At 60.1% G+C, this 26,907-nt stretch carries 28 protein-coding genes and 1 tRNA gene; 9 read left to right on the top strand and 20 right to left on the bottom strand.

Annotation, left to right across the window (positions count from 1 at the left end; translation table 11 throughout):
- Window positions 1–2: 2 nt before the first annotated feature.
- The 5 genes from RJ40_RS12405 to RJ40_RS12385 form a co-directional block, all read right to left on the bottom strand.
- Window positions 3–1,373 carry a PP2C family protein-serine/threonine phosphatase gene (locus RJ40_RS12405; protein ID WP_265581171.1) on the bottom strand — a complete coding sequence of 457 codons (1,371 nt, stop codon included), beginning with the start codon at window positions 1,371–1,373 and terminating at the stop codon, window positions 3–5.
- On the bottom strand, window positions 1,370–1,729 hold the full coding sequence (locus tag RJ40_RS12400) for an STAS domain-containing protein (RefSeq protein WP_265581170.1): 360 nt from the start codon (window positions 1,727–1,729) through the stop codon (window positions 1,370–1,372). Before RJ40_RS12400 ends, RJ40_RS12405 begins: the two co-directional genes overlap by 4 nt.
- Window positions 1,730–1,817: 88 nt before the next feature.
- The gene (locus RJ40_RS12395) at window positions 1,818–2,438 is read right to left on the bottom strand and encodes a class I SAM-dependent methyltransferase (RefSeq protein WP_265581169.1); all 621 of its coding nucleotides are present in this window, start codon (window positions 2,436–2,438) and stop codon (window positions 1,818–1,820) included.
- Window positions 2,425–2,976, bottom strand: a complete 552-nt coding sequence (locus RJ40_RS12390) for an FKBP-type peptidyl-prolyl cis-trans isomerase (protein ID WP_265581168.1) — start codon at window positions 2,974–2,976, stop codon at window positions 2,425–2,427. Before RJ40_RS12390 ends, RJ40_RS12395 begins: the two co-directional genes overlap by 14 nt.
- A gap of 29 nt (window positions 2,977–3,005) precedes the next feature.
- Window positions 3,006–3,314, bottom strand: coding sequence for a DUF1894 domain-containing protein (locus RJ40_RS12385; protein ID WP_265581167.1), 309 nt, complete (start codon window positions 3,312–3,314; stop codon window positions 3,006–3,008).
- Between the two features lie 14 nt (window positions 3,315–3,328).
- Here RJ40_RS12385 and RJ40_RS12380 point away from each other — a divergent pair, with 14 nt between their 5' ends.
- Window positions 3,329–3,490 (top strand): hypothetical protein, encoded by a 162-nt coding sequence (locus RJ40_RS12380; protein ID WP_265581166.1) that lies wholly within the window; start codon window positions 3,329–3,331, stop codon window positions 3,488–3,490.
- Window positions 3,491–3,503: 13 nt separating this feature from the next.
- On the opposite strand, the gene RJ40_RS12375 is transcribed toward RJ40_RS12380, so the two are convergent.
- Window positions 3,504–3,575: transfer RNA gene (locus tag RJ40_RS12375), tRNA-Thr, on the bottom strand.
- A gap of 401 nt (window positions 3,576–3,976) precedes the next feature.
- On the opposite strand from RJ40_RS12375, the gene RJ40_RS12370 reads away from it, so the two are divergent.
- On the top strand, window positions 3,977–4,963 hold the full coding sequence (locus tag RJ40_RS12370; protein ID WP_265581165.1) for a glycosyltransferase family 2 protein: 987 nt from the start codon (window positions 3,977–3,979) through the stop codon (window positions 4,961–4,963).
- Between the two features lie 124 nt (window positions 4,964–5,087).
- Here the strand turns inward: RJ40_RS12370 and rfbB are convergent, their stop codons facing one another.
- From rfbB to RJ40_RS12340, 6 genes are all read right to left on the bottom strand, one after another.
- Window positions 5,088–6,044, bottom strand: a complete 957-nt coding sequence (gene rfbB / locus RJ40_RS12365) for a dTDP-glucose 4,6-dehydratase (RefSeq protein WP_265581164.1) — start codon at window positions 6,042–6,044, stop codon at window positions 5,088–5,090.
- Window positions 6,045–6,060: 16 nt separating this feature from the next.
- Window positions 6,061–7,137: a glucose-1-phosphate thymidylyltransferase gene (locus tag RJ40_RS12360; RefSeq protein ID WP_265581163.1), complete on the bottom strand. Its 1,077-nt coding sequence runs from the start codon at window positions 7,135–7,137 to the stop codon at window positions 6,061–6,063.
- A gap of 471 nt (window positions 7,138–7,608) precedes the next feature.
- Window positions 7,609–8,004, bottom strand: a complete 396-nt coding sequence (locus tag RJ40_RS12355; protein WP_265581162.1) for a thioredoxin family protein — start codon at window positions 8,002–8,004, stop codon at window positions 7,609–7,611.
- Window positions 8,005–8,073: 69 nt separating this feature from the next.
- A complete protein-coding gene (locus RJ40_RS12350) occupies window positions 8,074–8,217 on the bottom strand; it encodes a hypothetical protein (protein WP_265581161.1) in 144 nt (47 codons plus the stop codon).
- 244 nt (window positions 8,218–8,461) lie between these two features.
- The gene (tsaA, locus tag RJ40_RS12345) at window positions 8,462–9,037 is read right to left on the bottom strand and encodes a tRNA (N6-threonylcarbamoyladenosine(37)-N6)-methyltransferase TrmO (RefSeq protein ID WP_265581160.1); all 576 of its coding nucleotides are present in this window, start codon (window positions 9,035–9,037) and stop codon (window positions 8,462–8,464) included.
- A gap of 111 nt (window positions 9,038–9,148) precedes the next feature.
- Window positions 9,149–9,991: a class I SAM-dependent methyltransferase gene (locus RJ40_RS12340; RefSeq protein WP_265581159.1), complete on the bottom strand. Its 843-nt coding sequence runs from the start codon at window positions 9,989–9,991 to the stop codon at window positions 9,149–9,151.
- A gap of 460 nt (window positions 9,992–10,451) precedes the next feature.
- Between RJ40_RS12340 and RJ40_RS12335 the strand changes: the two genes are divergently transcribed.
- Together RJ40_RS12335 and RJ40_RS12330 are read left to right on the top strand one after the other, a co-directional pair.
- The gene (locus RJ40_RS12335; RefSeq protein WP_265581158.1) at window positions 10,452–10,673 is read left to right on the top strand and encodes a DUF2173 family protein; all 222 of its coding nucleotides are present in this window, start codon (window positions 10,452–10,454) and stop codon (window positions 10,671–10,673) included.
- On the top strand, window positions 10,674–10,820 hold the full coding sequence (locus tag RJ40_RS12330) for a hypothetical protein (protein WP_265581157.1): 147 nt from the start codon (window positions 10,674–10,676) through the stop codon (window positions 10,818–10,820).
- A gap of 559 nt (window positions 10,821–11,379) precedes the next feature.
- On the opposite strand, the gene RJ40_RS12325 is transcribed toward RJ40_RS12330, so the two are convergent.
- Window positions 11,380–12,879 carry a serine hydrolase gene (locus tag RJ40_RS12325; RefSeq protein WP_265581156.1) on the bottom strand — a complete coding sequence of 500 codons (1,500 nt, stop codon included), beginning with the start codon at window positions 12,877–12,879 and terminating at the stop codon, window positions 11,380–11,382.
- A gap of 183 nt (window positions 12,880–13,062) precedes the next feature.
- Entirely contained in the window at window positions 13,063–14,070 is a 1,008-nt protein-coding gene (locus tag RJ40_RS12320; protein WP_265581155.1) for a phosphate signaling complex PhoU family protein, read from the bottom strand.
- A 146-nt stretch (window positions 14,071–14,216) separates the two neighbouring features.
- On the opposite strand from RJ40_RS12320, the gene RJ40_RS12315 reads away from it, so the two are divergent.
- Genes RJ40_RS12315 through phoU form a run of 4 tightly spaced genes read left to right on the top strand, consistent with a single transcriptional unit; the run spans window position 14,217 to window position 18,384 of the window.
- Window positions 14,217–15,080 (top strand): phosphate ABC transporter substrate-binding protein, encoded by an 864-nt coding sequence (locus tag RJ40_RS12315; RefSeq protein WP_265581154.1) that lies wholly within the window; start codon window positions 14,217–14,219, stop codon window positions 15,078–15,080.
- 40 nt (window positions 15,081–15,120) lie between these two features.
- Window positions 15,121–16,959 (top strand): phosphate ABC transporter permease PstA, encoded by a 1,839-nt coding sequence (gene pstA / locus RJ40_RS12310; RefSeq protein ID WP_265581153.1) that lies wholly within the window; start codon window positions 15,121–15,123, stop codon window positions 16,957–16,959.
- Window positions 16,960–16,961: 2 nt separating this feature from the next.
- The gene (pstB, locus tag RJ40_RS12305; RefSeq protein WP_265581152.1) at window positions 16,962–17,726 is read left to right on the top strand and encodes a phosphate ABC transporter ATP-binding protein PstB; all 765 of its coding nucleotides are present in this window, start codon (window positions 16,962–16,964) and stop codon (window positions 17,724–17,726) included.
- A gap of 7 nt (window positions 17,727–17,733) precedes the next feature.
- Window positions 17,734–18,384 carry a phosphate signaling complex protein PhoU gene (phoU, locus tag RJ40_RS12300; protein ID WP_265581151.1) on the top strand — a complete coding sequence of 217 codons (651 nt, stop codon included), beginning with the start codon at window positions 17,734–17,736 and terminating at the stop codon, window positions 18,382–18,384.
- Here the strand turns inward: phoU and RJ40_RS12295 are convergent.
- From RJ40_RS12295 to RJ40_RS12285, 3 genes are all read right to left on the bottom strand, one after another.
- On the bottom strand, window positions 18,377–19,345 hold the full coding sequence (locus RJ40_RS12295; protein WP_265581150.1) for a TIGR00341 family protein: 969 nt from the start codon (window positions 19,343–19,345) through the stop codon (window positions 18,377–18,379). The genes phoU and RJ40_RS12295 overlap by 8 nt on opposite strands.
- A 420-nt stretch (window positions 19,346–19,765) precedes the next feature.
- Entirely contained in the window at window positions 19,766–20,827 is a 1,062-nt protein-coding gene (gene corA, locus RJ40_RS12290) for a magnesium/cobalt transporter CorA (protein WP_265581149.1), read from the bottom strand.
- 1 nt (window position 20,828) lies between these two features.
- Window positions 20,829–22,892, bottom strand: a complete 2,064-nt coding sequence (locus tag RJ40_RS12285) for an acetate--CoA ligase family protein (protein ID WP_265581148.1) — start codon at window positions 22,890–22,892, stop codon at window positions 20,829–20,831.
- A gap of 133 nt (window positions 22,893–23,025) precedes the next feature.
- On the opposite strand from RJ40_RS12285, the gene RJ40_RS12280 reads away from it, so the two are divergent.
- A complete protein-coding gene (locus tag RJ40_RS12280) occupies window positions 23,026–23,970 on the top strand; it encodes an EF-Tu/IF-2/RF-3 family GTPase (RefSeq protein ID WP_265581147.1) in 945 nt (314 codons plus the stop codon).
- Window positions 23,971–24,751: 781 nt separating this feature from the next.
- Here the strand turns inward: RJ40_RS12280 and RJ40_RS12275 are convergent.
- From RJ40_RS12275 to RJ40_RS12265, 3 genes are all read right to left on the bottom strand, one after another.
- A complete protein-coding gene (locus RJ40_RS12275; protein WP_265581146.1) occupies window positions 24,752–25,939 on the bottom strand; it encodes an RNA-guided endonuclease InsQ/TnpB family protein in 1,188 nt (395 codons plus the stop codon).
- Window positions 25,940–26,347, bottom strand: a complete 408-nt coding sequence (gene tnpA, locus RJ40_RS12270; protein ID WP_449405520.1) for an IS200/IS605 family transposase — start codon at window positions 26,345–26,347, stop codon at window positions 25,940–25,942. It lies immediately after the preceding gene.
- Window positions 26,348–26,480: 133 nt separating this feature from the next.
- The gene (locus tag RJ40_RS12265; protein WP_265581145.1) at window positions 26,481–26,885 is read right to left on the bottom strand and encodes an FxLYD domain-containing protein; all 405 of its coding nucleotides are present in this window, start codon (window positions 26,883–26,885) and stop codon (window positions 26,481–26,483) included.
- Window positions 26,886–26,907: the final 22 nt, after the last annotated feature.

Raw genomic sequence — 26,907 nt, 5'->3', positions numbered from 1 at the left:
GCTCACTCCCCCTTCAGCACCATCACCGTGATGTCGTCATCCTGCGGCCCTTCGCCGGCAAAGGCCCGGACCGCGTCCCGGATCTCCCGGATCATCGCCGCAGCCGGGAGCGTCCTGGCGGCCAGCACCGTCTCCTCCAGACGCCCGTTTCCGAACACCTCGCCCTCAGGGCTGAAGGCCTCGGTCACCCCATCAGTGAAGAGCACCAGGAGGTCGCCGGTCCCAAGCCTTACCTCACCGGCGCCGTACTCCATATCCTCCGCGGCGCCGAGCGCCACCCCGGTCGGGGCCAGGAACACGAACTCGTCGGTGCCGTTCCTGAGGAGGAGCGGGGGATTGTGACCGGCATTGGCATAGGTGAGGAGCCGCGTCTCCTCGTCGAGGACGCCATAGAAGAGGGTGACGAACATCCCGGTGTCCGACTCCTCGATGAGCATCGAGTTCGCGTCCTCCAGGGCGAGGGTGACGTCAGGATGCCGGGCCGCCATCGCCCTGACGATCGTCCTGGAGAGAGCCATGTAGATCGCCGCCGGCACGCTCTTGCCTGAGACGTCTGCGATGACCAGCCCGGTCTTCCCCTCCTGAAGACGGATGGCGTCGTAGAAGTCGCCGCCCACCTCGCGGGCCGGGCAACTCACCGCGGCCAGGTCGAAGCCCTGCATCGTCGGGATGCTCCTCGGGAGGAAGGTCTGCTGGATCTCGGCGGCGACCTTCAACTCGGCCTTCTTCACCCTGAGTTCTTCCTGGTAGGCGTCGCGTTCGGTCTGTGTCCGTCGTTCGGTGACAAGGTTGGTGATGATGAAGGCGAAGACAAACATCCCGGTCGCGTTGGCCAGGATCATCGGGACCGAGACCTGGCTCACCAGTGCCCAGGCCTCCTCGAAGGGCGAGCAGCCGAGGAGGACAACCCCCATGTGCAGCACCTCCATCCCGACGGCAAACCCGACGACGGTCTTCACCTCAGGCACCTGCAGGTCGCCGCGATGGAGGAGCAGGTAGACGACGCCCCCAAGGAGGCCGGCGAGCACGGTGGAGACGGCGCACGGGACTGCGGTGAACCCGCCCATCCCGAACCTGAACCCGCCGCCGATCAGCCCGGCCCCGATCCCGACGAGAGGCCCGCAAAAGACCCCCGCAACCATCGGCCCGAGATCCCTGACATTGATCGGTGCGCCGAGCACCTCGACGCCGCTCAAGGTGCCGTAGATAGAGAGGGCGCCGAAGAAGAGGATGAGGGCGGCCGAACCCTTCGGGGTGAGCCGCTGCTCAAGGGCATCGGTGAAGGTCCGGGTTCTGGTGATGAAATACGCTGCGACGACGATGACGCAGATCATTTCGAAGAGGACGAGAAAGTCCCCGACCTGCGGCATCATCCGGTCTGTCCCTGCGCGTCCATCGCCCCTTCGACATTCTCATAGACCGAAAAGATCCTGAGAAAGCCTGAGATCTCAAAGACTTCATGGACGAAGGGGGTGAGGGCGGCGAGGGCGACGGACCCTCCCTGCTTCTGGAGAGCCTTGCGGGCGCCCAGCAGCACCCGAAGGCCAGAACTGCTGATATAATCAAGCCCGGCCATATCGATGACAATTCTTTTCTGGCCCTCATCAATGAGCGGCGTGAGCGTTTCCTGGAGGGTGCCGGCCGAACCTGCGTCGATCCGCCCGGCGACCGAGACAACGGCCCACCCGTCCCGTATATTGACAGATGCGTCTACGGCGTCTTTCTTCATAAATGTGTTTTCTTTCCCCTGAGCGTATAAGTAGATTCGTTTCTGCTTTTTCAGGGGATATACAGCATGAACAGGATTCTTTCACTCATCATGGCAGTTTCTCAAAGAACCCCGCGATTTCCGCACGCGGGTGGTCCACGCCCCGCACCCTGAGCGACCATTGCCTGGTCGTCACCGAGGAGGGGAGAAGGTTGGGGAAGAGGGCTGTGACTTCTTCCTCGGTGAAGTAATGGGTGAGGATCCCCCCACCCCTCCGGAAGGTTCGGGACTCGACCTCCTCTCCCTTCCCGGAGCGCATGTCCATGACCGAGAACTCCCTGAAATAGAGGCGGCCCCCCTTCCTCAACACCCGGGCGCCCTCCATGGCGGCCGTCTGTCGGTCGCCTTCCCTGAGGTGTCCGATGATATGGAAGGCACAGACAATATCAAACGATCCGGTCTGGAAGGGGAGACGGCGGGCGTCCCCGACGACGAGGTGTGCCGGTGTCGTCCCGGCGGCGAGGGCGACCGCACTCCGGGCGAGATCGAGGCCGACGACCGTCGCCCCTTCACCGGTCAGTCCTGAGAGACTCTTGCCGTTCCCGCAGCCCAGTTCAAGGATCCTGGCGCGGGGCCCCGGGCGGGGGAGGTCGTGGACCGCTCCGCCCCAGAGCGCACCCCGCTGCCGGTAGTCGGTCTCCCAGGCCTCTTTGCTCTCAGACTTCTCCATGCGTCTGGATAGAGAGAAGAGTGATGGTAAAGGTGAGATCCTTGCCCGCAAGGGCGTGGTTCCCGTCCAGAGTGATGGTCGTCTCGTTCATCGCCGTGACGGTGTAGGGCACCCAGTTCTCGCCGTTCCTCATCAGGAACCTCTGGCCGATGGTGATGTTCTCCGGGAAGGTGGAACTGTCCACGTACTTCATCCTCTCTGCGTCGTACTCGCCGTAGGCGTCGACGGCCGGGATGGTCACGGTCACCGACTCGCCTTCCGAAAGTCCGAGAACCGCCTTCTCAAAACCGGGGATCACTTCGCGATTCCCGATGGTGAATTCGAACGGTTCTTTCCCGACATTGGTGTCGAAGACGGTGCCGTTCTCAAATGTCCCGGTGTACTCGACAGAGACGGTGTCGCCGGTCGTCGGTTTCGTGCCGGCGCCGAGGCAGCCCGCGGCGATCACCAGCGCCGCGACGACGACGAGGCCTGCCAGATATTTCTTCTGAGTCATCATCCCATGGTTTGCGCCTGCGAGGTCTTCAAGTACCCTCACCGATGAGAGAGTGGACGGAAAAGAGGGGGTCAGTCTTTCCTGAGGTCTGACCGGATCGTCTCGATCTCTTCGGGGGTGGTGTCCATTTCCAGGACGTCGGTCCCGAAGCAGGGCCTGGTGAAGGTGAAGATGAGTTTTTTCTTCCTCTCTTTGATCCCGACGAGCATCGGGGCCTTCCCGAGGATGCAGATGTTGCGGATCTCATAGTCGGGTGGGATCTCGTAGTGCTCTCTGGTATGTTTCCTGACGTACTCGATTGCCTCTTCTTCGGACACGTCCTTGACGAGCACCTTCGTCGGCAGTCTTTTGATGCAGTGCGGCTTGCCCATATCCGGCATGGTCTTCCCCCTGTATGAGCGGAATGGTTAGGCGGGTCTTCAATTTAACCTTCCCGGTGGCAGACCCGGATCCGGAGGGAAACAAACCAGGCGTAGAGAAATTCACGACTGTCGCGATCAGGGAGATAAAGTTCCAGATGACTGGCGTGACGACCCTTCTCTTTCAGAAAATTTGAACAAAAGGTGGAGAGCCCCAGGCGAGACTTGAACTCGCGACCTGCTGATTACAAGTCAGCCGCTATACCACTAAGCCACTGGGGCAGGATCCATCCTATGTTGGTTCTTTGTGATAAAAAACATGGCGATGCCCCCCGCAGTCGGGTGGGGGGTTCGGGCTGCGGTGAACCTGGGAGACGGTCACTGGCGCTCTCTTCTTTTTGCGACCTCTTTTTGGCATTTTGCCCGGTTTCATGCCGATTAAGAGGGTTCCGGAAGAGAGCGACACCCATATCAGGTTCGATCAGGCGGTCCTATGGACCAGGACAGTCTGCTCACTCCCTGCAGTGAGAAAACCATATATATAAGATCACCATTTAGGTCTCCTTCAGAATACATCCAGGAGATATTTCCGTACCCTGATGACATTTGTCCGGGTCCGGGCTCCTGGTGCGATGGACATGTAAGAGATCCTGGAATACTGATTTTCTTTGGGGGGGGACAGATTGAGATCAGAGGCGATTGTACATCGCTATAATGAGGGGACCGTTCAGCAGGGGACCGTGATCGTCGGTCCCGAGGTCAGGCGAAGACCCATCGACCGATCGATTGCGGCGATACCCTGCTATAATGAGGCCCTCTCCGTGGGCTCGGTCGTGCTCAAGGCGCGGCGATATGTCGACGAAGTGCTGGTGATCGACGACGGGTCGACCGACGATACGCGTGCCATCGCCCAGGAGGCGGGCGCCGTCGTGATCACCCATCAGAAAAATGTCGGAAAAGGGGCTGCGGTGAAGACGGCCCTTGAATACGCGCGGGCCCGGGGTTTTGAGTATCTTGTCCTCCTCGATGGGGACGGGCAGCACGACCCCGACGAGATCCCGAGACTGCTGACGCCGGTGAGGGAGGGTGACGCCGATCTCGTCATCGGGTCGCGTTTTCTCGACAACACAAAGAGCAGCATACCCTTCTACCGGCGCATCGGGCAGGGAGTGCTCACGACGATGACGAACATGGACTCCCGCGTCAAAACGACCGACTCGCAGTCTGGTTTCAGGGTGCTGGGCCGGAATGCGATCCAGAATTTCACCCTGGACTCGGAGGGCTACAGCGTGGAGTCGGACATGATCTCAAGCCTCTCTGAGAAGGGCACCAGGATCCGTGAGGTGCCGGTCTCGGTGAAGTATGATGTCCCGAACAAGCACAAGAAACACCCGGTCACCCATGGATTCGGCGTCCTGAACAACATCGTCAGGAACATCAGTTTCAAACACCCGGTGATGATCTTCGGGTCTTTCGGCGGGGCGCTCCTCTTCCTCGGGTCGGCGTCCTGGTATGTGGCGGCCACCGCACCTCTCCAGTCGGCACCCCTGCCGCTCGGCCAGTCTTTCCTGGGCATGCTCTTCATCACGGGCGGGCTCCTCCTCCTCTCCCTGGGCGTTATCATCAGTTATCTCACCTATATCTTCAGAGGAAGAGAGAAGGGGTCGTGAGGCCCGGACCGTTCCTTTTTTTTGGCCTGGAAGAGCCCTTCGTGAGAGGAGCAGATGCCCTCTCGCCTTTGGTTCCGCCTCGCTCAAACAGTTCGGATACTATCTCGATCCATTAAAAAAAGATTCAGGCGTGCCCCATAAGGAGCGGGGCATACCACCGCTCGTTCTCCAGGTACCACCGGCAGGTGTGCCTGAGGGCGTCCATGAAGAGGTAACGGGGTTTCCACCCGATCTCGCGCATCCTGGAACAGTCGAGGGCATACCGCTGGTCATGGCCCGGACGGTCGGCCACATAGGTGATAAGGCTCTCGGGCTTGTGAAGGATCGCCAGGATCGCCCTCGCGATCTCGAGGTTGGTTCGCTCGTTCCCGCCGCCGATGTTGTAGGCCTCGCCCGACTTCCCCTCCTCGGCGGCGACGGCAATCCCCTCGCAATTGTCGACGACATAGATCCAGTCCCTGATATTCTGACCGTTCCCATAGATCGGGAGGTGCTGGTCCCGGAGCGCCCGGAGGATCAGGACCGGGATGAGTTTTTCCGGGTACTGGTATGGCCCGAAGTTGTTCGAACTCCTGGTGATCACGGCGTCGAGGCCGTAGGTGGTCTGGTAGGCCTTCACCAGCATCTCGGCCCCGCACTTGCTTGCAGAGTACGGGGAAGACGGACACATGGGATCGTGTTCCCGCGAATACCCGGTCGGCACGCTCCCATAGACCTCGTCGGTGCTGACCTGGATAAAACGTCCGATGTCGTGGTGCAGGGCGTGTTCGAGGAGAGTGTACGTGCCGAGCACGTCGGTCCTTACAAAGACCCCGGCGTCCTCGATCGAACGGTCGACATGCGTCTCGGCGGCGAAGTTGAAGAGGAGGTCGCAGTCGCCGAGCGCCTCCACCTCCTCGGCCGAGCAGATGTCCCCCCTGACAAACTCGATCTGGCCGTTGAACCCATGAAGGTTCTCCATTCTTCCTGCATACGTCAACTTGTCAAAGACCGTAATCTCTGCCTCCGGATATTTCGAAAGCATGAGACGGACAAAGTTGCACCCGATAAATCCGGCCCCGCCGGTGATGATGATCTTCACGTCGCTCTCCCCCCTTTTAGATGACCACATTCGAGTTGTCGCCGATCACAAACCGCCTCCCGCCAGGGTGCCGGCCGTTCCGGTTGATGGTCACGTTCTTTCCGATCAGGCTCTCCACGATCCGTTCCGAGTTCATGATGACCGACCCCTCCATCACGATCGAGTCCTCGATCTCAGTGTTCGCAAGGTGCGAACCGTTGCCGATGCTGGTGTAAGGCCCCAGGTAGGTGTTGGAGATGATGCAGTCGTCTCCGATGATCACCGGCCCCTTGACCACCGAGTTCTCCTTGATGACCGTGTTCTTCCCGATCCGGCACCGACCCGCGACGGTGCTCTCCTCGACCCGCCCGCGACTCAGGCCGTCCCCGTTCTCCGTGACGAGAGCGTCGAGGATGAGACGGTTTGCATCCAGGAGATCTTCGGGTTTCCCGGTGTCCTTCCACCACCCCTCGACCAGGTTGTAGGTGACGTCATGGCCGTTGAGGATCAGCCAGTGAAGGGCGTCGGTGATCTCGAGTTCGCCCCGCCAGGAGGGGTCGATATGCTCGATCGCATCGAAGATCCTGGGTGTCAGCCCGTAGATCCCGACGATGCCCAGGTCTGAGGGCGGGTTCTTCGGCTTTTCGAGGAGCTGGACGATCACCTTCTTCTGCTCGTCGACGAGGGCGACCCCGTACTCCTCAGGGTGTGTGACTCTCGTGAGGAGCAGGCTTGCTTCCGCCTTTGAATCCACAAAATCCTGCACAAATTTCTGGATGCCCCCGAGCAGGATGTTGTCGCCGAGGTACATCACGAAGGGTTCGTTCCCGAGGTACGGTGCCGCGACCTTGACCGCGTGGGCCAGTCCGCCGGGGTGGTCCTGATTGATGAACTCGATCTCCGCGTCCCATTCGTGTGCGGTCACCTCGCTGATGACCTGCTCCCGGTTCGGGCCAATGATGATCCCGATCGAGTGGATCCCTGCATCGATGAGATCCTGAATACAATAGAAGAGTATCGGCCTGTTGGCAACCGGAATCAACTGCTTTTGCTGGGAGTATGTGAGTGGTCTGAGTCTGATGCCATGGCCGCCGGAAAGAATTAGCCCTTTCATTCTGTCCCCCCACTGCCATTCATTCTCCGACCAATATATAAATCCTCCCCCCGGGGCGGCGGGGTGTCAGGACCAGATATTCATATTGGACGGTTCGATCCGGAATATTGCAGGAAAATACTCTTTTCTCGTGGTAGTGGGTGCGGGATCAGAGGCGCCGACACCATGGGCTCCCGGGATCGGAATCACAGAAAAGTGGAGGGACAGACGCCTCAGAAAAAAGACACATGTTACGGGGGGGACGTGTCACTGAGACCCCTGCTCGCTCCAGTATTATGGTTGACATCTGCAATATAAATAGATTTCTATTTTCATTTGAATTCTTTGTATCGTATTTCCCGCATAATATAATTTTGATCTGGCGAGCGGGACCAGGATCTCAGGCCGATAGAATTCTGCGAAACCCCGGCCCCGGAACCCCTCTTCCACACAGGCATACCCGAGAAGAGGGTTGAAGACAATTTGAGGCGTTCACCCGTATCCCGTGATCTCATAATCGATCTCCCGACTGCTCCGGATACACGCCTCTCCATGTTCCAGAAATCCCTCGATGTTCTTCCTGAGCAGGGCGGGAAACGCCGCACCCACGATCTCCTGGGCAGGGCGGCCCTGGCAGAAGAACTTGAAGGTGGGCGTCTGCCGCACGCCATATCGTTCGACGGTCCAGGGGTTCTGCGAGACGTTCAACCTGGCAAAGAGGAGGTCGGCCCCGAACTCCCCGGCGAACTGCCGGAAAAACGGTTCGATCTGTTTGCAGAAGGGACAGGTCTCGCTGTAGAACATGACCACGACAGGTCTCTCACCCTTCTCGACCCGCGTCTCCCAGGTGCTGTCGCCCACTTCCGTCAGCGTCTTCTCGTCGGCCATGGCAATCAGAGGGAGAGTGGTTGCCGGGGTATTTTTAGTTTGTCCGGTTGGAAAAAACGGCGGGAGAGCTTACTCCCTCTTCCTGATCGCGATCGCAGCGACCGCCCAGGCGACGACGTTGACGCCGACGTTGAAGGACGGCGCATCTCCGTCACAGAGGAAATAACAAGAAAAGGGTGTGTTGCATTGCTCATGAACCCGGCGTTCAAGCATACGCGGTTGAAAATTTCTCGTCACCGATCTCCGGGGGTATCGAAGGATCGTTGATCCTTCTCCTCGCTCCGTGACACTCGGTGCGAACATTCCGCCCTCGCCGCCCCTCTCGCGATTGAGAGAGATCCGCCCGCACCCTCAAACGCCGCTCTGAAAAATTATGAAAAAGATTGGACTGTTCACCCACGACGGCATTTGGGCGCGATATTTCTTCCCGCCCATCAGTCGCGCGTCGACCGGACGATTATTGATCACTTCTGCCAAATTCCCTCATGAACTGTTGCATCCACCAGGGTATCCGAACACCTTCCCGGGGGAAGAATTCCCTGACATAGGGTTTGATGTCGATGACCGGACTCCCGTCGATCGCGTCCAGTCCGGCGACCTCCAGCACATTTTCGTTTCGTCCGCAGAGACGCACGACCGTCACGAGCACCGGGTTCGGCCGGGCGGGACTGCACGTGCCGAACAGTCCGGTCAACGGCATATCCTTTCTCCCCATCGGGTGCACCCGCGTGAGGGAACGGCCTGTTTCAGGTACCTGATGCGCCCAGTACAGCACAGTCAGATGAGAATAATCTTCGATACCGTCGAGGCTCTCGATGAGATCCTTGTTGACGACAATCTCCGACGTACCATTGTTGGTTTCATGGACATGCTCCATGGCATCGTCAAGGTCTTCCCGCAAGGCGAGACCGTCGCCGCCGGCGACCAGAAAAGGTTCTTTGGTACTGTTCCTGACCACTCCCACAGGCCGCAGGACCATTTCGCCGGGCGTGTCATCGCCGGCACGGGCCGGTCTCGTGGATGATTCTTCCATAATTACTCTCCGTATTTCTTGAGATCAGTCTATCATCGGTACATTCATTCTGCTGTTCTGTTCGCATTTGTCCATCCGGACCTCGTTCCAGTCTATGGGGGGGGTGCGGTTTCACTGCGCCTCCCACTGAAACATCATGCTCTGGTACTCTTCGTAATGTACGAACCTGCCGTCCTCTTCTTCGACGAACTCTTCCAGATATGTCTTCAAACCGGGGTTCCCGATATCGAAGGGGATCTGGTGCTCGTACTGGAAATATTCGGCCATCTCCTCCTCAGAATCGAATACATGCACCTGTTCGTAATTGAAATGCCTCACATCAGGATAGATCTCCATCGAATAGAGGATGTTGAAGAGGACGTCGGCCTTCGGACCGGGTACGTAGTCGGTCCCGCGGAGATGCGGCATGACCAGACGATAGAGTGTCTCGAACTGCTGTTCGCCGGCGTGCCAGAAGAGGCACACCCGCCCGGAGGATACCGCGTTCATCTTCTCGATCGCCGCCTTGATCTCGGGCATGCCGAGCGAGAACGAAGCGAGGACGAGATCGTAAGGAGGCTCAAGGTCGTCGTCGGTGACTTCTTCCCAGCGTTTCTGCACGCACCTGACATTCTCGACCCCTTCTTCGTTCATGTACTCCCGCAGCACGGTCATCATCCCGTCCGAGGGTTCGACAGCCGTCACATGGGCGGTCTGCGAGGCGATCGGTACCGCCAGCACGCCGGGCCCGGTCCCGATCTCAAGCACCCGCAAGTCCGGGGTGAGGGAGAGTGCTTCAAGGGTTGCACTGACGCGGTCGATGTGACCGGCGCTCTCTCGCCCATAGTCGCGAAGATAACGCCGTGCACTCTCGGCCGTGTTCCAGTACTGCGCACAGTCGGGGAGGTCTTCCCCCATGGATTTTGTCATCATGCTCTTCCATTCTTTGTTCCAGTCAATCGCGTTCGGTGTCATGATCTCTGTTCTCTGTATTTTATCCCGGCATGAACCGGTGTTATCCCGCCGGCCATGATGGTCCCGACGCCGTCCGGCGGCCGCACGGCGGAGGTGTTCTGATAAATCCGGTCAATTATCGGTTCGTTGATCAAACCCGATAAAAATCGCCTGTCTCTTCCCGGTTGCGGAGAGGCGGTGTCAGGGTTTGTTCTGTGACAGGGATCTGATATTACATAGAATATAAAGAGTAGCATTTTGTCTGCCGAAACTTTCGGTCAATACCAAGAAGATTTCCCATCGCCGACCTTCTTCGTGGGAGGGGAGGAGACAAACGAGAAGATAATCGGGAAGCGAGAGCACGCCGAATGAAAAGTTTTTCATGCAGGATGCCTGAGGCGTGCTCCGGGTTCGTGTCAGATCTACCCGGCCGAAAAAAATAATTGCAGGTATGACAGTATGGCGGCCGGAGAGGAAGAAGATGGCAACATTGAACGAATTGCTCAGCATCGAAGGCGCCATCGCTGCCGGTGAATTTACCTCGGACGGGAGCGTCGTGGATTTTAAGTCGAAGACCGAGACGTCTGCCGAGATGGCGGCGATGACGGCCAGGTTCTGCACCACCGTGAGCATGATGTTCTCCTCGCTGGCCAGCGCCTACAGCGGGATGAGTTCGATGAAATGGATGCCCCAAAAGGTGTAGATGTACAGCGGCGGAGACTGGACCGTGGTGATGGGAGGGAACCGGTGTGTTTTCGTTGAGACCGCGAAGGCGGACTTCAACCACCTGCACCGGATCATGGCGGCCGAGTCGGTGCCCGAACCGAAGATGGCCGCTCCGATGACATAGTCATCGCCGATGAGAGAGGCCGACGAGAAGGATCTCGAAAGGGACGGTCTCTCCTGAAGACCGATCCTGTTTTTTTCTTTTTATGGTTGTGTAGAATTTTTCATGAGGCGTGCTTTCACTTCATGACGAATTACTATGAAAATGATCCAGACGTTCTATTCTGGAGTTACGGATTAGAATTTGAAAATATATAATCCCCCATATCTGATATGCGTGGAAAAAAACGGTCTTACGAACGATCAGACTTTCTGCCTTCCCTGCCCTATCTTTATCCCGGGGTCCGGGGGCAGAGCCCCCGGCACCGATGTTTTGGAAGGCATGATGATCAGATGTGCCACCCCCAATCGTTGAGATTCCCCTGCCATCTCGCGCCGGGGGGTTGCACCTCCCGGACCCCCCACGGCCCGAAGATAGGTGGGGGCGGCAATGGAACAAGGTCTCCATCAAGTCTCTGGTCTTGAAAAGAGGGAGAGTAAGCGACAAGAAATTTTCATCCCGTATGCTTGAGCCCAGGGTTCATGCAAAATTCCCCAGAGCCAAAAAATGTTTTTTTGGCCGCTCATGCCCGGGCAAACGGCCCGTAGTCATCCGATGTAAAACCGGTGACTGTTCCCGACGGGTTTGCGGCAAAGGTGAGATAGCCGACTGCATCGTCGGGGTTCGGCCACGAGAGGTACCAGGTATCGCCGGTCTGGTGTTCCAGGGTGCCCGGGTATTCTGCCGGACCAAGCAGGACGGTCATGGTGTCGGCGTCCGGTCCCGCTGTGAGAATCATCGTACCGTACAGGTCGCTTGTGTACGTCCCCGCAATCGCGGCCGCCGGGATCGCTGCGGGCTGTGCATCGGCCGGCACCTCCATGCTCATTAAAAGGGAATACCATCCTTTCTGGTTGAGTTTTTCCCGTGCCTGCAGGTCGATCCCGCTCCTTCCGATGTAGCGTTCGAGGAATTCGTCTCTTACGGCCTCGGGAAATACCGTCAACTGCTTGTTTGCGATCACCACGAGGCCGACTTTCCTGTCCGGGACGAGGATCACGATTGACCGGACCCCTTCAAGCGCTCCGTTCTTCTCGATGACCCGCTCGCCCAGGAAATCATAGGCGTCACAGCCGAGACAGACCGCACCGTCAGGATCTCCCAGCGGGCCGGCACGCCCTGCGACCAGGCTCGCCGTATGGATCTCCGCCACGGTCTTTTTCGAAAGAACCTGCTTCCCGTCGACCGAACCGTCGTTGAGCATCATCCGCAGAACCTGTGTCATGTCGCGGCCGGTGGAGACCACCTGGCCGCCGGCCGGAAACGCTGCCTCTTCGAGCGGGATGACGGTGACATTTCCCTCGCTGCCGCCATGGGCGACAACATGGTTGTCGTCAAGGTACAGGGTCTCGGGATGGGCTCCCGAGCGGGTCATGTCGAGCGGCCGGAGTATCCGGGCGTCGGTCAGGTTCTCCCAGCTCCGGTTGTCCGTGCCTGCCGCGACTTCCCCGGCAATGAAATATCCGGCATTCGAGTACGCGTATTTTTCCCGGAACCCGTACGGCAGGTCGAGGTATCGCATCCGTTCGAGCATCTCGCGGTTCGAGTACCCGAGCCGGCCCAGCATATCGCCGTCGTACTCTTTGAAGCCGGTCCGGTGGGCAAGCAGATCCCGGAGCGTTGCGTGCCCGGTGACATAAGGCTCTTTGAACGCAAAGTCCGGCATGTACGTGACGACCGGCGTGTCCCAATCGAGTTTTCCTTCGTCAACGAGCGTCCCGATTGCCTGTGCGGTGATGTACTTGGTGACCGATGCGATCTGGAACCGGGTATCCGGGCCCACGACTCCGGGTTTCCCGATTTCGCGGACGCCGAACCCTTTCAAGTACACGACCGAATCGTTCTCGACAATACCGACAACGGCGCCTGGCACTTCGTATTCCGTCATCGTCCGGGTGACAAACACATCAAAGCCGTCGAGTTTTCCGGCGGACCGGTTCTCCGATGTCGTCTGGGTGCATCCCGCAGCAAGGATCAGGGCGGCAGCGATAAGGATCATGAGCAGGAGGATCTTTTTGGGCATGATGGATACATCGAGGGATGATTTTGATGAATATATATATTTACGGTTTTTATCTGCGAAAATCAGGAACGCCGGAAAGACAGCAACGGCATCGCCGGCTTATCGTAAAAAAAGCGCGAAAGGAAGACGAGCGATCAGAGAGGCACCGAGAAAAAAAGAGCGATCACGAAGCCCCCCCTCCGCTCACGCCCCTTCGTTGATGAGGTGGTTGATGACCGTCTCGCAGATGTCGCCCGAGTACTCGCCGGTCCGCCTGATGCTGTCTGAGAGCGAGACAACCGCCGTCGCCGTCGCCGCGTCGAATTGCATCGCCACCTCGTTGATGGCCCGCGCCTGTTTTTCCAGGTCGGGCAGGCGTTTGAGCGTCTCGTTCGCGGCCTCCAGGTCCTGGCTGAAGAGCGACCTGAGTGCCTGGTCGAAGAGCGTCTGGGAGGTGGCGCTCGCCTCGCGGACCATCCCGGTCACTGTGCCGGTGGCTCCGTCGTCGATGAGCAGCAGAGCGTTCTTTGCGACCCGCGTCGCATGGTCCCCGATCCGCTCGATGATCCGCGAGATGAGGAAATAACTCATGACCATCGACGGACTCACCTCCATCTTCCTGGATAGGTTGGGGTCGGCGAGGACGAGATGCGTCTGCCGCGCCACCAGCCAGTGGAGGCGGTCGATGTCGTTGTCCCGCGTCAGCACGTCCTCGGCCAGGCGCCGGTTCCCGGTCGTCAGCGCCTCGACGCCGTCCTGGTGCATCCCCCGCACCAGCACGCCCATCCGCTTGATGGTGTTCTGGAAGGGCATCTCGGCCGGACTGAGAAGATCTTTGATGGTGATCGAGGTCTCGGTCTCGTCCACCACCTCCTGGCCGATGGCCATCTGGGTGAACTGCCGCACCTGTATCCTGATCTGTGGAGGGAGGCGGGCCTGGGCGAAGAGGGTGATCGTCGTGTACCCGGCGATGTAGGCGCCGATAAGGCACCTGAAGATGAACGTCTGGTCGGTGGCCGCGCTCACCTCGAACCGCTTCTCCCGCTGCGCCACCTCGGGGGTGATCTTGGGGGTGACGAGGAGCGTGCCGTCTGGCTGGACAATGAGCCCGACGGGATCGTTTTTCTGGATCCCCGACGTCTTCACCCATTCCTTGGGGAGGGAGACGATATAGGAGGAGCCTCCGGTGACCTGAACTTTCCTGATCTCCATTCAGGTTTTTCTTCTCCCCGGAAGGATATATGTGTTTGTATTTGCTCTATAGAGATACATAATGCCCAATAGGTATAGGGCGAAAAATAGACTCCTTCGAGAGGGATTATATTTTTATGGTGAGAGTATGATGTCGGAGAACCACCATGAATGCCAGGAATACCACCATCCTTGCCGGGTTTGTCCTCGCACTCCTCGTTGCCGCCGCACTCTTCACCGGGTGCATGGGCAACGGCGACAAACCCGCACAACCGCCTGAGACGCGGGAGAGCATCTCGGTCGCCGGTTCAACCACCGTCCTCCCGATCGCCCAGTTGACCGCCGACCTTTTCATGGACACCAATCCCAAGACTGAGATCCAGGTGAGCGGCGGCGGGTCCAGCGTCGGGATCCAGGCCGTCGGCGGGGGCACCGCCGACATCGGCATGGCCTCCCGCGACCTGAAAGACCCGGAGAAGACGAAGTTCCCCGACCTCGTCTCGCATGTCGTCGCCCGCGACGGGATCGCCCTCATCGTCCACCCCTCCAACACCGTGGGACCGCTCACCATCGCAGAGGTGAAGGCGATCTATAAAGGCGAGACCGTCAACTGGAACAAGGTCGGCGGGCCCGACGAGACGATCGTCGTCGTCGGCAGAGACAGCGCCTCGGGCACCCGCGAGTTCTTCCACGACGCCGTGATGGAGAAGGAAGACTTCGTCGCCACCCAGCTCGAGAAGAACTCGAACGGTGCGGTCCAGCAGACCGTCGCCCAGACGCCGGGCGCCATCGGATACGTGGGCCTCGGCTACCTCGACCGTTCGGTGAAGACCGTGCCGATCGAAGTGAACGGCACCCCGGTCGAACCGAGCGTCGCCACCGTCACCGGCGGCGAGTACCCGATCGCCCGCTCGCTCAACATGTTCACCGACGGCGAACCGACCGGCGTGGCACAGGAATACCTCGAATTCATCCTCAGCCCGGATGGCCAGAGGATCGTGGAAGAAGAGGGTTTCGTCCCGGTGCAGTAAAGGCATCCGCCCCCTTCGGGCATTTTTTCAGGAGTCAACCATGACAGAGACCCACCAACCGCGGAGGGCCGGGCTCAGGAACCTCAAAGAGCAGGGCGTCAGGGCGATCTGGTTCCTTGCCGCGTCCTTCGCCACCCTCACCGTCTTCTTCATCCTCCTCTTCCTGCTCAACAACGCCCTCCCCCTCTTCGCCACCGTCAGCCCGATCGAGTTTCTCACCGGCGGCACCTGGAACCCGACCGGCGCCGTCCCGTCCTACGGGATCTGGCCCCTCATCGTCGGCACCCTCCTCGTCACCTTGGGGGCGATGGTCATCGCCGTCCCCCTCGGCATCGGGAGCGCCGTCTGTCTTGCCGAACTCGCCCCGCCGCGGGTGAAGGCCGTTGCAAAACCGGCCATCGAATTGCTTGCCGGCATTCCCTCGGTCGTCTACGGGTTCTTCGGCCTCATCGTCCTCACCGACTGGCTCAGGATCGCCTTCGACGTCCCGTCGGGCGAGAGCTGGCTCGCCGGTTCCATCCTCCTCGGGGTGATGGCCCTCCCGACGATCATCTCGGTCTCCGAAGATGCCCTCCGCAGCGTCCCGTCCTCGTACCGGGAGGGGAGCCTCGCCCTCGGCGCCACCAGGTGGGAGACGATCAGCCGGGTGCTCGTCCCCGCGGCGCTCTCAGGGATCACCGCCGCGGTGATCCTCGGGATGGGCCGGGCCATCGGTGAGACGATGGCGGTGATCATGGTCACCGGCAACGCGGCGATCATCCCCGACCCGATCACCAACCTCCTCTCCCCGATCCGAACGCTCACCGGCACCCTCGGCATCGAGATGGGCGAGGTCGCCGTCGGGAGCACCCACTACCACGCCCTCTTCGGCGTGGCGGTGGTCCTCCTCTTCATCACCCTCGCGGTCAACCTCGCCGCACTCTGGATCATGAAGACGATCAGGGCCGGAGAAGGGACAGCGAAGAAGCGCCGGGGTTTGAGCCTCCGTCCGGTCAGGGAAAAAATCAGTCGGGCCGTCGCCCTCGTGCCACGTCCCCTCTCCAGAACCACCGTGCAGCACCTCGCCTTCGCCCTCCTCTGGGCGGCGGTCGGGGTGGTGATCGCCGTCCTCGCCGTGATCCTGGGCTACATCATCGTCAACGGCCTCCCGGCCATCAGCTGGGAGTTCCTCACCCAGCCGCCCCGCGACCTCGGACGGGCCGGCGGGATCTTCCCGGCGATCGTCGGCACCCTGTACCTCGTCGGCGGGGCGATCCTCATCGCCCTCCCGATCGGGATCGGGGCCGCGGTCTATCTTTCGGAGTACACCCGCGGCGGCCGCGTCACCGCGGCGATCAGGACCGGGATCGACCTCCTCAACGGCACGCCCTCGATCGTCTTCGGGCTCTTCGGCTTCGCCTTCCTGGTGATCTTCCTCAACTTCGGGGTCTCGCTCATCGCCGGGATGATCACGCTCGGGCTGATGATCCTCCCGACGATCATCAGGACGACCGAAGAAGCACTCAGGAACGTCCCCGCCTCGGTGCGGGAAGGGAGCCTTGCCCTCGGCGCCACCAGGTGGCAGACGATCAGCCGCGTCGTCCTGCCCCCGGCCGTCCCCGGCATCCTCACCGGCACCATCCTCTCCATCGGCCGGGCCGCGGGGGAGACCGCCCCCATCCTCTTCACGGCGGCGGTCTTCTCCACCCGCTTCCTCCCCGACTCGCTCAGCGACCCGGTGATGGCCCTGCCCTACCACCTCTACATCCTGGCGACCACCGTGCCCGGTGCGGAAACGCAGCAGTACGGGACGGCCCTCGTCCTCCTGGTCCTGGTCGTCGGGATCTACGCCGCGGCCATCGCCCTCAGACACCGTTCAGAGAAGAAGATCCAGTGGTGAACATGACAGAAAACGATGCAATCATCACCGCACGCCACCTCGACCTCTACTACGGCGAACACCACGCCCTCAAGGGGATCGAGGTCGGCTTTGCCAGACACCGGGTCACCGCCCTCATCGGCCCTTCGGGATGCGGGAAGTCCACCCTGCTGCGGTGTCTCAACCGGATGAACGACCTGGTCGAGCATGTCCGCATCGAGGGGGAGGTGCTCTTCGACGGCACCGACATCTACGCCCCTGAGGTCGACGTGGTCGAGATCAGGAAACGGATCGGGATGGTCTTCCAGCGGCCCAACCCTTTCCCCAGGTCCATCTACGAGAACGTCGCCTACGGCCCCCGCGTCCACGGCATGCGGGATCGTTCGACCCTCGACGCCGTCGTCGAGAAGAGTCTGCGGGACGCCGCACTCTGGGACGAGGTGAAAGACCGCCTCGACGCCCCGGCCTTCAGTCTCTCCGGCGGGCAGCAACAGCGGCTCTGCATCGCACGGACGCTGGCCGTCGAGCCTGAGGTGATCCTGATGGACGAACCCTGCTCGGCCCTCGACCCCATCGCCACCGCGAAGATCGAGGGGCTGATCGAAGCACTCAAGACCCGCTACACGGTGATCATCGTCACCCACAACATGCAGCAGGCGGCGCGGGTCAGCGACTTCACGGGGTTCATGTACCTCGGCGAACTCGTCGAGTTCGGGGAGACCCCGCAGGTCTTCGAGGCGCCGCGGGAGGAGTTGACCGAACGCTACATCACCGGCAGGTTCGGGTAGGTGAAAAATGAGCGACAAGTTTCATGAAGAACTGGACACCCTCAGAGATGAGTTTCTTGAATACGGGCATTTTGCACGCTCGATGCTCGTCGACGCCTTCGAGGCCCTGAAGACCGGCGACGAAGATCTGGCCCGGTCGGTGCTGGACCGGAAAAGAGAACTCGCAAACCGCTCCGACGATTTCGACGAGCGGTTGCTCACCCTCATCGCCCTGTACCAACCGATGGCCCAGGACCTGCGGGCGATCGTCTGCACCATCAGGATGAACAGTTCGCTGTATCGCATCGGGCGGTATGGCAAGGACATCGCCATGCTGGTCCCCCCCTTCGCCGACGACGGCCACCTGGGGCGGATGCTGAACCTGCCCCATATGGCCGGGCTCGTCGTCTCGATGGTCGAAGACGTCCTGGCGGCGTATGAGACGAACGATGTCTCGCCGATCGAGAACCTCTCGGCACGCGACGACTGTGTCGACGATCTCCGCTATTCGGTCTTCCGCGAGGCGCTCACCTATATGATGGAAGACCCGCGCAACATCGAGCGCGGGATGGACTATGTGATGGTGGCCCGCTACCTCGAACGGTGCGGCGACCATTGTTGTGCGATGGGCGAGAAGGTCCATTTCATGCTGACCGGCGAGCGGATCGAGATCAAGTGAGGCTCAGGCTGAGCCCGAGAAGGATGGCGAGGAGAAGGGCTATCGCGAGGGCGGTCCGCGCCATCGCTTTCCTCGCGGCGACCTGCTCGTAGTACTCGCGGGCGCCGATCCCGAGCACCAGGGTGGCGATGAGCGCCCCGGCAAGCATCCCGACGACGTTCTCCAGGACGAGCACCCCGGCCAGGAGGACGCGGTCGGTGAGGAGAACGGTGGCGATCCCGGCCACCACGGTCGGCGGGAGGAGGGCGGCGGCGATCGCGACGCCGGCGATGAGGTCCGACATCCCGCGGTCGAGGGCGAGCACCGCCGCGAACCCGAGGAGGACGGCCATGAGAATATAGATCGGGCTGACCACGGTGCGCGAGAGGATCTCGGGGGTGACGGCGAGCGGGACGAGGAAGTGGAGGCCGGCGGTGGTGAGGGCCGAGAGGACGAAGACCGATAGGAGGAGGGCGGCGAGGACCGAGAGGCTCCGCAGGCCGTCTTTCCCGCGGCCGACGGCGACGCTGATCGCGAAGGCGTAGATGGGTCCGAGGATCGGGGAGAGGAGCATGGCCCCGATGATCACCGCCACGTTGTTGAGAAAGAGTCCGGTGAGGGCGATGAGTCCGGCGATGGAGGTCATGGCCAGGGTGCCGGCGTTGAGGCGGAGGTAGGGCCTCGTCGTCTCGACGAGTTTCTCGATGGGGGTCCGCTCGGTCTTCTCCGCTTTCTCTTCAGCCCGCTTGAGGTACGGCGAGATAACGAACTCGGGGGACGAGACCTCTATAAGATTCTCTTTATACCGCAGGTCGATCGTCTCCCGCACCTCATCGATGAAGGCGTCGAGGTCGCTGTCGGGAAGAAAGACCTTCACCTCATAGACGGGATCCTGCCTGAGGACGAGGTGGTGGTGCTCTTCGAGGATGGAAGCGAGGTTTGCGTAGTCCTCTTTGCGTGCGTTGATCAGGACTTTTTTCATTTGAACGACCTTTCTCTCTTCGATCGGCTCTGTAGAAAACTTTTGGTTATGCTCCTCGCGAGAGGGCGGTGAGGGGCGGGAAGGCACAATCGGTGAACCTGTAGGGGGTTGCAGTCCACCGCCTATCTTCGCGCGGGGGGACCGGGGGGCGGCCAGCCCCCCGGCGTGAGAGAGTGACAAAAATTTGGCCCTGTAGAAAACCTCACTTTTTCTAGGTTTAAGTCTGATTCAACCGCCTTCCCCCATGCTCACGCCGGGGGCTCTGCCCCCGGACCCCCGGGATTGCGATGGGGCCAGGAAGGCAGAGGGGGGATCATGAAGAGACGGTATGGTTCTCTACGTTCTCTTCACGCAAGGAGAGAGAGATCTCTCGTTCAATTGCATCGTGGTGGCGACCTTTCATTCATTCTTGACGCATCACTAGATCCATTTTTTCTTCCTGAAATAGGCGAGCATCCCAATGGCGACCGCGGCCATCAACCCTAGGCAGGCATAGTACCCAAACTCCCAGGCCAACTCAGGCATGAACCTGAAGTTCATCCCGAAGATGCCGGTGATGAAACTGAGGGGGATGAAGATGGTGGCGATGATCGTCAGCACTTTCATCACCTCGTTCATCCGGTTGCTCGTGCTCGAAAGATAGATGTCGAGCATTCCGGCCGACATATCCCGGTAGGTCTCCAGGGCCTCGATCACCTGGACGATATGGTCGTAGACGTCCCTGAGATAGACCCCGGTCTGGTCGGCGAAGAGAGGCGATTCGGTCCGTTCCATGGAGGAGACCACCTCTCTCAGCGGCCATATCTGTCTCCTGAGGTACAGGAGTTCGCGCCGCACCTTCTGGATCGCCCGGATCGCGTCGGCGTCGGGGTCTTCGATGAGGGCGTTGTCAACTGCCTCGATCTTCTCGCCGAAGGTTTCCATCGCCGCAAAGTAACTGTCCACGACGGCGTCGACGAGAGCGTAGGCGAGGTAGTCGGCGCCGAGTCGCCGCGCCCGCCAGGCGCCCCCCCGGATCCGCGTCCGCACCGGTTCGAAGACGTTGAGCGGGCGTTCCTGGAAGGAGATGACATAGTTTTTGCCGAGAACAAGACTGATCTGTTCGTCCACGAGGGTGTCTCCCGCCTGGTAACCGATCCACTTCAGGATGATGGCGATCGTCTCGCCATAGTCCTCCATCTTCGGTCGCTGTTCGGTGTTGAGGACGTCTTCGAGGACGAGGGGGTGGAGGCCGAAGATCTCCCCGATCGTCTCGATGGCGGCGATGTCCCCAAGGCCGGTCACATCGATCCAGGTGATTGACTCCTTCTCCAGGTACGGTGGGAGGTCGCCGGCGTCGACCCCGGTCTCCTCCCTGATCTCATCCCAGGTGTAGTCGATGATGTCGATCCCGGTCGCTTCCTGTCCGGTGTCCCCGACATAGACGAGCGATCCCGGCGGGAGACCTGCTTTTTCCGAGCGTTTTCGTCCCGTCAGGGCCATCTCAGTCCCCCGCGCCGGTGTCGCAGGCCGGCAGCGCCCCCCGGCCCCGCCGTCCGCTCCGAAGCACCGTCCCGACGGCCCTGAAGGCGTCCTCGATCTCGGGGAAGTTCGGGATGCAGTGGTTCTTCAACACCCGCACCGCACCCCGCATCGTCTCGCCTCCGAGGAGACAGGGGACCACCATCTTCCCGGTCTTCCCGGAGAAGCGCACGATCTCGTGGGCGATCTCGATGGGGTTGAGGACGGCCGAGGGGACGGTGACGACGAAGGCGATGTCCCAGGCGTCCTGGTGCTCGATCATCACGTCGAAGACGCGGGCGTACCGCCCGGCCCCGCCGTCGCCGACGATGTCCATCGGGTTGGAGCGGTTCCAGATGGGAGGAAGGACGGCGTCGAGGTCGCGGAGGATGTCGTCCGGGATCGTCTGGAGGGCGACGCCGTGGCGCTCGGCATAGTCGGAGGCGAGGACGGCAAACCCGCCGGCGCCCGAGACGACGTAGGCGCGCTCGCCCTGCGGGTAGCCCTCCGAGGCGAGGAGTTCGCCGATCTGGAAGGCCTCCTCGATGGAACCGGCCTGGAGGATTCCGGCCTGTCTGAAGGCGGCCGAGTAGACTTCGAACGATCCGGCGAGCGATCCGGTGTGCGAGGAGGCGGCGGCCCGGCCCTTTGCGGAGGCACCGGACTTGACGGCGATGACCGGGACGGTATCGGCCACCTGCCGCGCCGCCTCCAGGAACCTCCGCCCCTCTTTCACCTCCTCGACATAGAGGATCATCGCTCTCGTCGCCGGGTCGGCGGCGACGGCCGGGAGGAGGTCGGTGAAACTGAGGTCGGCCTGGTTGCCGACGCTGACGACCGCCGAGAACCCGGTGCCGGTCATGACGCTCCAGTCGACGACGGTGGTGATCACGGCGCCGCTCTGCGAGAGAAACCCGAGGTGGCCCTTCTGCGGGGAGATGGGGTCGAAGGTGGCGTTGATCCCGAGGTGGGGGAGCATCAGCCCGAGGCAGTTGGGGCCGAGGAGGCGCATCCCATACTTTCGGGCCGCGGCAGAGGTCTCGTCTTCGAGCCGTTGTCCGACATCGCCGGTCTCGCCGAAACCCGCCGAGATGACGACGGCGAGGGGCACGCCCTTCTCCCCGCAATCCCGCACGACGCCGGGCACCAGCGAGGCCCTGACCGCGACGACGGCGAGGTCGACCTCGCCCGGAACCGCACCAACCGAGGGGTAGGCCGGGAGGCCGAGCACCTGCTCGCGGTGCGGGTTGACCGGGCAGAGCCGGCCGTCGAAGCCGAGCAGGTTTCTCATGACGGCGTACCCGACTTTGGTCGGGTCCGCGGAGGCCCCGACAACCGCAATGGTCCGGGGATCGGGAAATGAAAACTGGACTTTTTCAGGCATCTGCGTGACCTCCGGGGTGCCGGCGATGACACGGGCGTCGACGGCCGCGGCGCCGTCGGCGTACAGGACAAGGGGGTTGATGTCGAACTCGACGACCGCCTCGTGCTCGAAGAGGCGGGCCGCCGCGAGGACGGCGCGGACCAGCGCCTCCTCGTCGAGGGGGAGGGAGCCGCGGTAGCCCTTCACCAGAGGATAGCTCCGCAACTCCCTCACCATCGCCCGCACCCCGGCCTCGTCGATGGGGAGCACCCTGAACGAGACGTCCCGCAGGAGTTCGACGAGGGTGCCGCCGGTCCCGACGGTGAGCACCTTCCCGAAGGCCGAGTCGGTCGTCCCGCCGATGAGAAATTCCCGGCCTGGCGGGAGGTGCTCCTCGACGATCACCCCTTCGAACCTGGCGTCGGGCACGGCCGCAGCGGCGGTGCGGACCTGTTCGTAGGCCGCCATGACGCCGATCCGGTCGGCGACGCCGGTCACCACCCCGCCGACGTCGGACTTGTGCACGATCTCGGGGGAGACGACCTTGACCACCACCGGGTAGCCGATGGCCCTGGCCGCGGCCACCGCCTCGGCACGGTCGCGGGCGAGACGGTGGGCGGGCACGCCGATCCCGTATTTCTCCAGCAGGGCATAGCCTGCGGCCTCGTCGAGCCTCTCTCTCATCAACCGGCACCCTGCCGGGATTCAGACGGTGAGTATATACATCTGCCGCCCAGGTGCGGATGGGGAGAAATCCGGGGATCCGGCGGTTGCCCGCCTGAGAACCATTATGCCGTTCTCCTGCCAATACCTATCTATGGCAAACCTCACGGTTGCGGTGCTGGGCCCCGCCGGGTATGCGAAGGACCTGGGCAAGAAAGGGACGAGCACCGACATCACCTTCTACAACCTCAAGAAGGGCGCGGATACGCTCACGTTCATCGAGCCGACCCGATATCCCGACCGCCTCGCTCCGCTCTTTTATGCGGCGTCGATGGCCGACGCGGTGGTCATGGTGGTGGACCAGCTCGACGCCGTCTTCGGCGAGTGCCTGCTGATGCTCCGGGCGGCCGGGGTGCCCCGCGGCTTTTTGGTGCTGAGAAACTACATCACCCCCGAGCAGGTGACCCCGCTCCTGAAGGGTCTGGGCCTCGCGGGCTACGAGTGCATGGAGGACGACCTCATCGTGCTCAGGGAACGGCTCCTGGAGGCGGCGGCGGCCCCCCGTGCAGACGCCGAAGAGAAAGAGACCTGCATCGTGCCCATCGACCACTTCTTCAATGTCCGCGGGATCGGGACCGTGATCCTGGGCACCGTCGCCGACGGCACGCTCAGGAAGCACGACACCCTCCGGGCTTTCCCGACCGAGAAGACGGCACTCGTCCGCTCCATCCAGAAGCACGACGACGACTTCGACGAGGCGACCGTCGGCGACCGCGTCGGCCTCGCCCTCAAGAACATCGACGAGGCGGACCTCGACCGCGGCTCGGTACTCTCCAACGACCCCGCGCTCAGGTGCGAGACCACCGTCACCGGCACCCTGGACCTCGTCCCGGTCTGGAAGACCCCCATCACCGAGGGGATGGTCCTCCACCTCGGGCACTGGGTGCAGTTCCTGCCGTCACGGGTCGTCGCCGTGGAGGGCAACCGCGTCACCGTCGAACTGGAGAAGGAGCTGGTCTTTAAGGATGGTTCGAAGGCGGTCGTGACGTACCTCGAGGGTGGGAGTCTGCGGGTGGCCGGGACGCTGACTCTGGAGTAATCTTTTTTTTTGGGGGGGGGCTCGATGTGGTGCGGCCCTGTCTGTTGATGAGGAGAGGCGAAGGTCTTCGCATTCGATAATAAAGCCCGCTCTGGGATAGGATCGTGGGAGAATTCCATGGATTATTGAATTTGGGCTCTGTAGAAATGCTCTTGATGGTTATCTCTGCGGGGGGGCTGGCCGCCCCGCGCGAAGATAGGTGGCGGACACCAACCCCCTCTTCAGGTGCATCAATAGCGCCTTCCCCCCCTATCTTCATCCCGGGGGTCCGGGGGCAGCGCCCCCGGCGCAAGCATGAGAGAAGGCGATGGATGCAGGTCAGAGGGGGGTTGAAGTGATGAAAAGAGAATGGTTTCTACAAGGCCATTTATCGGCCATATTTCCCATGATCGACCCGCCACACCCTGCCGCCGCCGGAGAGGAGATCACTTTCGCACCGCACGGCCCATATTTATCCTCGCGACCGTTTTATGATCGTTCATGCCACAGCGATGTGGCGAAATACCCGGCATGAGCAGACCCCTCTGCTCCTCCGGGAGTGAAGACCTCGAACCCGACACCGGCACGTTACCGCCGTATCGTCGGTGTGTGTTCAGGAGAGATTCTTTCAAACCTCTTCATGATGGTCAGGATCCGTCCAACCTTCACAGAACTTTTTTTCACAATTTTTCGGGCCCTGGAAAGATCAACTCGCGTGAACCCAGACCTAAACGCCTCCACTCTCAAGATCCGTCCGGGAAGGCAAGAAGATCTTGAAGAGGCATTCTACAAAGCCGGTGAACTACCCCGCCCTGAAGGGCGTGGCTTCCTGCTTCATGGACAGTACTTGCATCACAGAGATGTGATGGAGAGGTATCGTCTCCACAGGCTCAAAGGGCTGTTCCATCCCCACGCGGTGAATATTCACCGCAGCATTGTAATCTCTATCGGCAACAAACCCACAATATGGGCATTCGTGGACTCTCTCAGAGAGGGTCTTTTTCACAATACTTCCACAGTTTGAGCACATCTGTGATGTATTCCTGGGATCGACTTTGACGAAATCCGTACCAGCACTTTCAGCCTTGTACGCAAGATAAGAATAGAATCGTCCCCATGAAGCATCATGGATGCTCCTGTGCAATCCTTTAGAGCTGCTTTTCTCCTTCAGACCTTTGATATTCAGGTCTTCGACACAGATTGTTGCATAGGTGTCAACGTACTGCCTGGAGAGTTTGTGCAGGAAATCTTTCTTCTGGTTGGTGATATGATCATAGGTCTTCTCCAGTCTCTTCTTTGCCTTCTTCCAGTTCTGCGAAAACCGTTTTTTCCGGGCAATGCTCTGCTGTAATGTCTTGATCTTCTTCAGTGAATGATCATAGAACCGGGGATTCTCGATCACCGCCCCCTCGCTATCGACTGCAAACGAGCTCAGACCGACATCGATCCCGACAGATCTCCCTTCCCGCTTTGACGCGGCGACCTCCTGCTCTGCCTGAACAATCACGTACCATATATCACCAGAACGGGTGATCAGAACGCCCTTCACCTTTCCCGTGTACGGTCGATGCATCGTGAACGGAATTGTCCCGATCTTCGAGAATGTGATCGTGCTGTGTTCACGGTCGATCTTGAACCCGGACTGGTTGTAGTTGAGTGTCCGGTACCGGAATGTGCCCTTGAACCGGAGTTTGCCGATCTTTCGCCCTCTCTTCTTTGTCTGCGAGAGTGCAGCGATGTTGCTCCAGAGGGTATAGTTGACCATCTGAAGCACTTTGGAGTACACGCCCTTCAGAGATGGATTTTCATCTTTCAGCGTGACGATCCGAGCCTGCGTTCCCCGCATCGTCGGAGTGATCCCGTTTTCCCGCGCTGTGTTGCATTCTTCAAGGAGTTTGTTGTAGAGCCACCTACAGGTATCAAGGGTCTCGTGCAATCGTGTTTCCACGGGTGCATCTGGATATGCTCGATACTTGTAGGAAATGATCATTCACTTCTCCAATTGAGAATCGACGTAATCTTTCAGGGTGTCAAGGCTCACCTGTCCAGATGTTGCAAGAAAATACGATGGAGACCAGAAGGATTTTCCCCACAGCATATTCTTTGTTGCAGGAAACTCCTGCCGCAGTCTCCGTGCTGATACTCCCTTGATCACATTGACAACGTTGACAAGGTTGGTTTTCGGAGTCGCTTTGAAGACAAGATGATAGTGATCTTCGGCGGGTTCGTGAGCAACAACCTCTATACCCAATTCATCAGATAGGTTCCACACAATATCTTTCAGACGTTCTCGAATGTCGTCAGAATACAACGCTTTCCGGCGATACTTCACTACTATCACCAGATGATAGTAGAGAGCAAAGACCGAATGCGCCGACCTATCAAGTTTATACATCATATTGGGTGAATCATAATATTATACCCAATATGATATATCTGTCGTAGGGAAGAAGGGTGGTTCTGCTTTCATCCCCGGCCTGAAGACCGGGGACTTCCCGCTCCACCCCCGTCATCCCCGCAAGTTAAAAAAATTAGAAACAGTTTCCAACAATAGTTTCGAAATTGTAATAATCCTGAATATCCGAGATCTGATACATTACTTCAAACTCCCACAACTCTCCGGGCTCAAGGTCTCTGACGAGATCAGACTTCGTTTGCAGGAGAACGCCGTCTTTGTCATAACACTTGGCATCGATCTGAGCAGACGAGAGGGTTTCATCACCGACATTTTTTGCGGTCCCGCTAACGTGGAGGTATCCTTCCTGGCTCCAGTCATATTTAGTGTACGCGATTTCCAATTCTCCTCCATGAGAACTTGAATTTGCCGGGGCGGACTGAGAGTCATAGGCTGTGTCTGCTGGTCCGGAACACCCTGCAGTGAGAATGACCGCTGCAGAAAGAACAAGAAGCGCCGAAAGGAATTTCAGTGCATTCATCTGTATAATTTCACTTTAAAGA

The sequence above is a fragment of the Methanofollis aquaemaris genome (assembly GCF_017357525.1).
GTDB classification, from domain to species: Archaea; Halobacteriota; Methanomicrobia; order Methanomicrobiales; family Methanofollaceae; genus Methanofollis; species Methanofollis aquaemaris.
The sequence above is the reverse complement of the archived record's forward strand: the minus strand, read 5'-3'. Positions and strand labels throughout refer to the sequence as shown.

What these genes read in the sequence shown, in the direction of transcription:
- RJ40_RS12360 (WP_265581163.1), bottom strand. Translation starts at nt 7,137, where the DNA reads ATGAAAGGGCTAATTCTTTCCGGCGGCCATGGCATCAGACTCAGACCA.
- RJ40_RS12315 (WP_265581154.1), top strand. Translation starts at nt 14,217, where the DNA reads ATGAATGCCAGGAATACCACCATCCTTGCCGGGTTTGTCCTCGCACTC.
- pstB (WP_265581152.1), top strand. Translation starts at nt 16,962, where the DNA reads ATGACAGAAAACGATGCAATCATCACCGCACGCCACCTCGACCTCTAC.
- RJ40_RS12325 (WP_265581156.1), bottom strand. Translation starts at nt 12,879, where the DNA reads ATGCCCAAAAAGATCCTCCTGCTCATGATCCTTATCGCTGCCGCCCTG.
- RJ40_RS12355 (WP_265581162.1), bottom strand. Translation starts at nt 8,004, where the DNA reads ATGGCCGACGAGAAGACGCTGACGGAAGTGGGCGACAGCACCTGGGAG.
- RJ40_RS12405 (WP_265581171.1), bottom strand. Translation starts at nt 1,373, where the DNA reads ATGATGCCGCAGGTCGGGGACTTTCTCGTCCTCTTCGAAATGATCTGC.
- RJ40_RS12275 (WP_265581146.1), bottom strand. Translation starts at nt 25,939, where the DNA reads ATGATCATTTCCTACAAGTATCGAGCATATCCAGATGCACCCGTGGAA.
- RJ40_RS12340 (WP_265581159.1), bottom strand. Translation starts at nt 9,991, where the DNA reads ATGACACCGAACGCGATTGACTGGAACAAAGAATGGAAGAGCATGATG.
- RJ40_RS12385 (WP_265581167.1), bottom strand. Translation starts at nt 3,314, where the DNA reads ATGCCGGATATGGGCAAGCCGCACTGCATCAAAAGACTGCCGACGAAG.
- phoU (WP_265581151.1), top strand. Translation starts at nt 17,734, where the DNA reads ATGAGCGACAAGTTTCATGAAGAACTGGACACCCTCAGAGATGAGTTT.
- RJ40_RS12380 (WP_265581166.1), top strand. Translation starts at nt 3,329, where the DNA reads ATGAGCGGAATGGTTAGGCGGGTCTTCAATTTAACCTTCCCGGTGGCA.
- RJ40_RS12350 (WP_265581161.1), bottom strand. Translation starts at nt 8,217, where the DNA reads ATGCTTGAACGCCGGGTTCATGAGCAATGCAACACACCCTTTTCTTGT.
- RJ40_RS12335 (WP_265581158.1), top strand. Translation starts at nt 10,452, where the DNA reads ATGGCAACATTGAACGAATTGCTCAGCATCGAAGGCGCCATCGCTGCC.
- RJ40_RS12330 (WP_265581157.1), top strand. Translation starts at nt 10,674, where the DNA reads ATGTACAGCGGCGGAGACTGGACCGTGGTGATGGGAGGGAACCGGTGT.
- RJ40_RS12280 (WP_265581147.1), top strand. Translation starts at nt 23,026, where the DNA reads ATGGCAAACCTCACGGTTGCGGTGCTGGGCCCCGCCGGGTATGCGAAG.
- RJ40_RS12320 (WP_265581155.1), bottom strand. Translation starts at nt 14,070, where the DNA reads ATGGAGATCAGGAAAGTTCAGGTCACCGGAGGCTCCTCCTATATCGTC.
- tnpA (WP_449405520.1), bottom strand. Translation starts at nt 26,347, where the DNA reads ATGATGTATAAACTTGATAGGTCGGCGCATTCGGTCTTTGCTCTCTAC.
- RJ40_RS12265 (WP_265581145.1), bottom strand. Translation starts at nt 26,885, where the DNA reads ATGAATGCACTGAAATTCCTTTCGGCGCTTCTTGTTCTTTCTGCAGCG.
- RJ40_RS12400 (WP_265581170.1), bottom strand. Translation starts at nt 1,729, where the DNA reads ATGAAGAAAGACGCCGTAGACGCATCTGTCAATATACGGGACGGGTGG.
- tsaA (WP_265581160.1), bottom strand. Translation starts at nt 9,037, where the DNA reads ATGGAAGAATCATCCACGAGACCGGCCCGTGCCGGCGATGACACGCCC.
- corA (WP_265581149.1), bottom strand. Translation starts at nt 20,827, where the DNA reads ATGGCCCTGACGGGACGAAAACGCTCGGAAAAAGCAGGTCTCCCGCCG.
- RJ40_RS12295 (WP_265581150.1), bottom strand. Translation starts at nt 19,345, where the DNA reads ATGAAAAAAGTCCTGATCAACGCACGCAAAGAGGACTACGCAAACCTC.
- pstA (WP_265581153.1), top strand. Translation starts at nt 15,121, where the DNA reads ATGACAGAGACCCACCAACCGCGGAGGGCCGGGCTCAGGAACCTCAAA.
- RJ40_RS12285 (WP_265581148.1), bottom strand. Translation starts at nt 22,892, where the DNA reads ATGAGAGAGAGGCTCGACGAGGCCGCAGGCTATGCCCTGCTGGAGAAA.
- RJ40_RS12395 (WP_265581169.1), bottom strand. Translation starts at nt 2,438, where the DNA reads ATGGAGAAGTCTGAGAGCAAAGAGGCCTGGGAGACCGACTACCGGCAG.